Annotated in this window: 4 protein-coding genes; all 4 read right to left on the bottom strand. The window is 74.7% G+C overall.

The features are described from left to right. On the bottom strand, nt 1-4,166 hold a 4,166-nt coding region (locus tag ABT122_RS24835), incomplete at its 3' end, for a non-ribosomal peptide synthetase (RefSeq protein ID WP_351556306.1). A gap of 210 nt (nt 4,167-4,376) precedes the next feature. After that, nucleotides 4,377-5,402, bottom strand: a complete 1,026-nt coding sequence (locus ABT122_RS24830) for an ABC transporter substrate-binding protein (protein WP_351556303.1) — start codon at nt 5,400-5,402, stop codon at nt 4,377-4,379. A gap of 79 nt (nt 5,403-5,481) precedes the next feature. Beyond that, nucleotides 5,482-6,843 carry an enterobactin transporter EntS gene (entS, locus tag ABT122_RS24825; protein ID WP_351556300.1) on the bottom strand — a complete coding sequence of 454 codons (1,362 nt, stop codon included), beginning with the start codon at nt 6,841-6,843 and terminating at the stop codon, nt 5,482-5,484. Next, nucleotides 6,830-7,699: an ABC transporter ATP-binding protein gene (locus ABT122_RS24820; RefSeq protein WP_351556298.1), complete on the bottom strand. Its 870-nt coding sequence runs from the start codon at nt 7,697-7,699 to the stop codon at nt 6,830-6,832. The genes entS and ABT122_RS24820 overlap by 14 nt, the downstream gene beginning before the upstream one ends. Nucleotides 7,700-7,790: the final 91 nt, after the last annotated feature.

Raw genomic sequence — 7,790 nt, 5'->3', positions numbered from 1 at the left:
TCGCCCCGGCCCGCGACCGGGCTGCCGAGGGGGATGTCGTCGCCCGCGCCGAGCCGGTGCAGCAGGGCCGCGACCGCCGCGTGCACCACCATGAAGACACTGCTGCCGCGCTCCCGGGCCAGCCGCCGCACCCGTGCCGCCAGTTCGGCGGGGAACGCCCGGTGCACCATGCCGCCGCTCTGACCTGCCTCGGCGGGTCGCGGCCGGTCGGTGGGGAGGGCGAGCTCCTCGGGGAGCCCGGCCAGCGCCCCGCTCCAGTACGCGGCCTGGCGCGCGGAGAGGGAACCGGCGTCGCCGGGGTCGCCGAGCAGAGCGCGCTGCCAGAGCGCGAAGTCCGCGTACTGCACCGGCGGTTCGCCCAAATCCGCCGGCGCGCCCGCGCGGTGGGCGGTGTAGGCCCGCTCCAGGCCGCCCAGGAACGGGCCCATGGACCACTCGTCGCTCGCGATGTGGTGCAGCAGGACGATGAGGGCGTGGGCGCCGGTCGCCGGGTCGCGCAGCACGGTCACCCGCAGCGGCACCTCGGTCGCGAGGTCGAAGCGGTGGCCGAGCGCGGCCTCCGCCTCGGCGTCGAACCGCTCGGCCGGCACCTCCACCACCCGGAGCCGCACCCCGGCGTCCGCGGGGCTCAGCACCCGCTGGCGCGGCTCGCCGCCGCTCTCGGCGAACACGGTCCGCAGCGCCTCGTGGCGGGCGACGACGGCGCGGAGCGCGACCTCCAGGGCCTCGGTGTCCAGCGGCTCGTCGAAGCGGGCGACGAAGGGGATGTTGTAGGCGGCGCTGGGGCCCTGCATCTGATGCAGGAACCACAGGCGCTGCTGGGCGTACGAGAGGGGCAGCGGCTCGGGCCGCCCGGCTCCGGAACCGGCGGTGAGCGCGGGGCGCTCGGCGCCCGTCGGCTCCCCGAGGCGGGCCGTGAGCGCCGCGACGGTCCGGGCCTCGAACACATCGCGGATGGCGCACTCGGCGCCGAGCGCCGCACGGACCCGGGCCACGACCCGGGCGGCGAGCAGCGAGTGCCCGCCGAGGGCGAAGAAGTCGTCATCGGGGCCGACGGCGTCGAGCCCGAGGACTCCGGCGACGATCCCCGCGACGATCTCCTCCCGGGCGCCGCGCGGCGCCCGGGACCCGGCCGCTCCCCGCCCATCGGGGCCGGGCGCGGGGAGCGCCCTGCGGTCGATCTTGCCGTTGGCGGTCAGCGGGAAGGTGTCGAGCACCACGACCGCCGCCGGCACCATGTACTCGGGCAGCCGCCCGGCGACGGCCTCCCGCAGCACGCCGGGATCGATCACCGCGCCGCCCGCCCGGTCCCGCCCGGCGGGACGGTCCCCCGGGTCCGGCGGGTTCTGCCCCGCGCCGGCCCGGCCCTGCCCGGCGAGGGCGCGCCCGGCGCCATCGCCGTGCTCTGCGCACGGAGCCCCGCCCGCCTCCGCCGACGGCGTCACATAGCCGACCAGCCGCTGGACCCCGGGCCGGTCCTCGCGGACCACCACCACCGCGCGGCCGACCTCCGGGCGCTCCGTCAGGGCGCTCTCGATCTCGCCGAGTTCGATCCGGAAGCCGCGCACCTTCACCTGGTCGTCGGCGCGGCCGATGAAGTCGATCCGGCCGTCGGGGCGGCGGCGCGCCAGGTCGCCCGTGCGGTACATCCGGTCGCCGGGCGCGCCGAACGGGTCGGCGACGAAGCGCCCGGAGGTGAGCGAGGGGCGGCCCAGATAGCCGCGCGCGAGCTGGGCGCCCGCGAGATACAGCTCACCCGCCCGGCCCGCCGGCACGGGCCGCAGCGCGCCGTCGAGGACATGGGCCCGGGTGTTCCAGAACGGGGTGCCGATGTCGGGGGTCCCGGTGTGACCGGGGTCCAGGGTGACCGATGTCGCCCAGACGGTGACCTCGGTGGGGCCGTACACATTGGTCACCGACCGTGCCGCGCGGGCGAGCCGTGCCGCGAGGTCGGTGGGGAGCGGCTCGCCGCCGACGAGGACCCGGGTGCCGCCGAGCGCGGCCGGCCGGCCGTCCTCCAGCAGCGCGTGCCACAGCGAGGGAGTGGCCTGCATGGCGGCCGGCCGGTGGGCGTCCACCAGCGCGGCGAGCGCGCCGGGGTCACGGACGGTGTCCCGGTCGGCGAGGACCACGGCGGCACCGCTGATCAGCGGTACGTGGATCTCCAGCGCGGCGATGTCGAAGGAGATGGTGGTGACCGCGACCAGCCGGTCCCCGGCACCCAGCGCCAGCTCCCCGGCCTGCGTCTCCAGGAAGTTGGCGAGCGCGGAGTGCGGGACGACCACTCCCTTGGGGCGGCCGGTCGACCCGGAGGTGTAGATCACATACGCGGGGTTCCCTCCGCTCACGGCGCCGCCCGGCGCCGTGGGGGAGAGGTCGGCGAGCGCCGCGAGGGTGTCCGGGGCGTCGAGCACCACGGTCTCCACGCCCGGCACATCGGGCGCGTCGGCGGCCGAGGCCAGGGTGGTGAGCGTGCACACCGGGCGGGCGTCGGAGACCATGAACTCCAGCCGGTCCGCCGGATAGTCCAGATCGAGCGGGAGATACGCGCCACCCGCCTTGAGCACCGCGAGCACGGCGACGATCAGCTCGGCCGAGCGCGGCAGGGCGAGGCCCACCAGCGCCTCGGGGCCCACGCCCCGTTCGACGAGCAGCCGGGCCAGCCGGTTGGCGCGGGCGTCGAGTCCGGCGTAGGTGAGGGTGGTGGCACCGGCCACGACGGCGGGGAGCGGTCCATGGGCGAGCACCCGCTCCTCGAAGGCGTCGACGACCGTGCGGCCGGTCACCTCGTGCGCCGTGCCGTTCCCTGCGGCGAGCACCGCCGCCCGCGCCGCATCCGGCAGCAGATCGAGCCGGCCGACCGGGGTGGCGGGCCCGGCCGCCGCCGCCTCGCCGAGGAAGTGGGTGAACTCGGCGCACCGCGCGGCCAGCGACACGGCGTCGTACGCGCGCGGGTTGCCGTCGAACTCGAAGCGGATCGTGCCGCTCGCGGCGTCGTGGTAGAGCCCGAGGGTCAGATCGTCGACCGGCCCGGCGGCGACATTGCGCACGGTGCCGGGGGCGCCGGCGAAGTCCAGGGCGGTGTCGAAGGCCTTCACATTGACCATCGGGCCGAGCAGCCCCCGGCCCTGCTCGCGGCCGACGAGCCCGAGGTCGCGCCGGATGTCCTCGGCGCGGTAGCGCTGGTGGCGGCGGAGGTCGCGGACATGTCCCGCGACCTCGGCGGTCAGCTCCGCGAGGGGGGTGTCCGGCCGGACCGCGATCCGCAGCGGCAGCACATTGACCACCATCGCCGGGACCTTCAGCGCGGTGGAGCCGAGCCGTGCCATGGCGGGCAGCGACAGCAGGACGTCACGGCTGCCGGTGGCCCGGTGGAGATAGCCGGCGAACGCCGCCGTCACCACATCCGCCCAGCTCGCCCTGGCCGCGCGGGCGAGAGCGAAGAGCCCGGCGGTGGCCTCGGGGGTGAGGGTGGCCCCGTCGCGCAGGAAGGTGTGCGAGGCGGGGAAGGAGACCCCGCCGAGCGGCTCCGGCTCGGGCAGCCCGGCGAGCCGGGACATCCAGTACGCGCGGTCCTCGGCGCGGCGCTCGGAGGCGCGGTACGCCAGCTCCTCCTCGACCACCGACGCGAGCGGGCCGAAGGGGGCGGGCGGGGGCTCCTCGCCGTGGGCGAGGGCGGTGTAGACCTCGGCGGTGCGCCGGGAGACGAGCGCGAAGCCGTAGGCGTCGAGCGCGATGTGGTGGGCGCGCTGGTACCAGAGGGTGCGTCCGGGGGCGACGGTGTGCAGCGCGAAGGCGTACAGCGGCTCGCCCGCCGGATCGACCGGGCGGTCCATGTCCGCGCGCATCGCGTCGAGCGCGCAGGCGTACGGATCGGGTGCCGCGCCGTGGTCGGTGATCAGCAGGGCCGGTCCCCCCGGGGGCGGCGGGCCGGTCACCTGGAGCGGCTGCCCGTCCCCGTCCTCCTCGAACCGCACGGTGAGCGCCTCGGCCTCGGCGACGGTCCGCCGCAGGGCCCGGGCGAAGAGCGCCTGATCGAGCGGGCCCTCGATCTCGACGTACTGCCCGACGTTGTAGACGGGGGACGCCGGGTCGAGCCGCTGGCCGTACCAGACACCGGTCTGGGCCCCGGTGAGGGGAAGACGCTGGGAAGCACGCTCGGTCATGGGATCTTGCTCCAGGGGTCGGACGCGACGGGACTTGGGTCGGGGGAGGGGTCGCGGTGGGCGCCGGCCCGGGGGACGGGCCGGGACCGGGGGCCGCCGTGCCGTGCCGGTGCCGCTGTCCAGCGCACCCGCACGGCCACGACGGCCCTCGCGCGGAACCCGCCCGGTCCTGGGACCTGGGAACCGGGCGGTCCCGCAGCCGGGCAGGACCTACGGCAGAGACTTCAGAATCCGCTCGAACCGGTCCAGGATCTCGACGCCCTCGGGGTAGCGGCTGATGAAGAAGCCGGGCACCGGGTGCACCTGCTCCGCCTTGGCGGCCTTCAGCTCGGACCAGTTCTTCTGCGCCATCAGCGACGTGGTCTCCGCGACCGGGGCGCCGTTCGCGCCGTCACCGTCGACGAGGATCACATCGGCGCTCTTCAGCCTGCCGATCTCCTCGAAGGAGAGGTCGTAGGAGAACTCGCCCTTCGGCGCGCCCGGGATCTCGGCGAACTTCATGCCGGCGTCCTTGACGACCGCCCCCAGCCAGGAGGTCTCGGTGTAGACGGAGAACTTCCCGGCCTCACCGGAGTTGACGACCGCGAAGGTGTTCCTCGCGAGCTTGTCGGCGTACGTGCTCCTGATCGCGGCGAGCTTCTCGTCGTACGCCTTCTTGAACCCGGCGCCCTTGTCCGCCTTCCCGGCTGCGTCGAGCACCTTGAGCGACGCCGGGAGCAGTTCGGTCGGCTGTCCGATGCCGTACGACAGCACGGGGGCGATCGGCTTCAGCTTGTCGATGTTGAAGGGGACGTGCTTGGGGGCGGAGATCACGATCAGGTCGGGCTTGAGCGAGAGGATCTTCTCGAAGTTCAGCTCATTGCCCTCGCCGACGATCGTCATCTTCCCGACGGCCGCCTTCTGCCCGGCGTCGAGCGCGCCCTCGTCGATGTCGGTGACGCCGACCATGGGCACCCCGGCGTCCAGCATCCAGGCGGAGGCGTAGGACAGACCGATGATCCGCCGGGGCTCGGCGGGTATTTCCACCGGCCCGTCGGGGGTCTGGACGGTGCGGGTGGACGGCTTGCCGTCCTCGCCGCTCCCGGCGGCGCCGGATTCGTCGGTGGTGGTGGAGCAGGACGCCGTGAGCGTGACGGCGACGGCGGCCACCAGTCCGGCCGCCGCCCTGCGGAAGCGGGCCGCCCTCAGGTGCGGGGCGCGCCCCGGTGCGGTCGCGCGCGCACGGGTTCTGAGCATGCTGGTTCTGCCTCTCTCGGTCCGCGCCGGTGGCGGACGGTGTTGCCGGTTGGGGGGTGTGGGGGTGCGGGGGCGTGGGTCAGGCGGTGGCGGGGCGGGGGTCGCCGGCCGGTACGGGGGTGCCGGCTCCTGGTCCGTCCTCACCGGTGCCGCCGCCGCTCTCGTCCTCGTCCTCCAGGGGGAGGGTGGCCTTGCGCAGCGCGGGCACCGCGATCGCGACCACGACGGCCGTCAGCGCGCAGACCGCGCCGTTGACCACGGCGGCCCCGGCCGGGCTGAACCACTTGGCCACCAGGGCGGCCTCGACATCCCCGAGGAGATCACCGGTGGTGTCCTGGGTGGTGCTGACGCTGACGATCCGGCCGCGCAGCCGGTCGGGGGTGTTGTGCTGGATGAGCGCGTACTCCAGGATCTCGTAGACCGTCCCGGCGCCGCCGGCCAGCGCCAGCATGAGCACGGCGAGGGAGAGATGCGCGGCCTGGCCGAGGCCGATCAGACCGCTCAGCCCGAAGCCGGCGGTGGCGACACCGCCGAGGAAGGCGGCGCCCAGCAGGAGTCCGCCGGGGCGGGTCGTGCGGGTGAGCCGGCCGCTGCCGGCGGAGACGATCACCGAGCCGACGGCGGGGGCGGTGAACAGCACCCCGAGGATCAGATCGCTGTCGCCGAACTCCTCGGCGACCATCTCGGGGAAGAGCACCACGGGCATGGTGAAGAGCGCCGTCACGCCGCCGAGGGTCAGCAGACCGCCGACGACCTTGTTGCGCCAGGCGTAGGCGAAGGCGACCATCAGCGATCCGGTGTCCTCGGCCGCGTCCTCGTCGTCGTCCTCGCCCACACCGGGCGGCAGCGGGCGTATCCGGGAGATCAGCAGGGTGGTGATCGCCGTGGTGACGGCGGCGAAGGCATAGACGGGACCGGGCCCCGCGAGGGTGAGCAGCACACCGCCGAGCAGCGGCGCCGCGATGGAGCCGATCTCACCGGTCAGTGAGATCAGGGCACCGGCGGCGGGCAGTTGGTCGGGGCGCACGAGTGTGGGGGCGACCGCCATCAGCGCGGTGACGCTGACCCCGGTGGCCAGTCCGTCCCATGCCACACAGAGGAGGATGGCCCAGAGCCGGGGGTTGTCGGAGAACGCGTTGGCCGCGAGTCCGGCGAAGGCGAGCGCGGCGGCGGCCCGGGCGCAGACGATGATGCCGCGCCGGTCCATCCGGTCGGCCAGCACCCCGCCGGCGAGCGAGCCGAGCAGCACCGTGATGCTCATGACCATGCTGGCGACGGCGACCTGGAAGGTCGACTCGGTCAGGTCGTAGACCTGGGCGCTGAGCGCCACCGTCGCCATGCCGAGCCCGAACAGCGAGACGACGCGCGCGATGAAGATGGCGCGGAAGTCGGGGCTGGTGCGGAGGGGGGTGATGTCGATGAGGTGATCACGCACTGACACGCGGGGCCCCTCGCTCGTCGTCTCTCCCCGTCGCCGATGCCCCGGCCGGGAGGCGTCCGTGGCCGGCCCGGGCCTCGCGGGCCAGGGGCAGCACCAGGGGGGTGTCCGTCTCGGGGTCGGTGATGATCCGGCACTCCAGCCCGAAGACCTCCGCCACCAGTCCGGCGGTGACGATCTCGGCGGGCGGGCCCTGGGCGACCACCCGGCCGTCGCGCATGGCGATCAGATGGGTGGCGTACCGGCAGGCGTGGTTGAGGTCGTGCAGCACCGCGACGACCGTGCGCTGCCGCTCCTCGCGCAGTTCGGCGCAGAGGTCGAGGACATCGACCTGGTGGGCGATGTCGAGGAAGGTGGTGGGCTCGTCGAGGAGCAGGATCGGGGTCTCCTGGGCCAGGGCCATGGCGAGCCAGACGCGCTGGCGCTGGCCGCCGGACAGCTCGTCCACCTGCCGGGCAGCGAGTCCGGTGACCCCGGTGGCGTCCATCGCGCTCAGGACGGCGGTGTCGTCATCGGCCGACCACTGGCGCAGCAGCTTCTGGAAGGGGAACCGGCCGCGTGCCACCAGGTCCGCGACGGTGATGCCGTCGGGGGTGGTCGGCGACTGCGGCAGCAGTCCCAGATGGCGGGCGAGCACCTTGGGCGGCATCGAGGCGATGGGGCGGCCGTCCAGGACCACCGCGCCGGCCTGGGGCTTGATGATCCGCGCCAGGGCGTGCAACAGGGTCGACTTGCCGCAGGCGTTGGGCCCGACGATCACCGTCAGCGATCCGTCGGGGATGGCGATGCCGAGCCGTTCGGCCACGACCCGCCGGTCGTAGGCCAGGGTCAGGCCGTCGGCCCGCAGCCTCTCACCCATGAGTGTCTTCCTCCGTGAGTCCGTTGAGTCCGTTGCGTCCGTGGGGGCCCGTTCGCGCCCGCTGGATCTGCCGGGGTCCGCCGGGTTGGCC

The sequence above is a fragment of the Streptomyces sp. NPDC001985 genome (genome assembly GCF_040296845.1).
In the GTDB taxonomy this organism is placed as follows: domain Bacteria; phylum Actinomycetota; class Actinomycetes; order Streptomycetales; family Streptomycetaceae; genus Streptomyces.
The sequence above is the reverse complement of the archived record's forward strand: the minus strand, read 5'-3'. Positions and strand labels throughout refer to the sequence as shown.

Excerpts from the sequence above, each read along its gene's own strand:
- ABT122_RS24830 (WP_351556303.1), bottom strand. The coding sequence starts at position 5,402 with ATGCTCAGAACCCGTGCGCGCGCGACCGCACCGGGGCGCGCCCCGCAC.
- ABT122_RS24820 (WP_351556298.1), bottom strand. The coding sequence starts at position 7,699 with ATGGGTGAGAGGCTGCGGGCCGACGGCCTGACCCTGGCCTACGACCGG.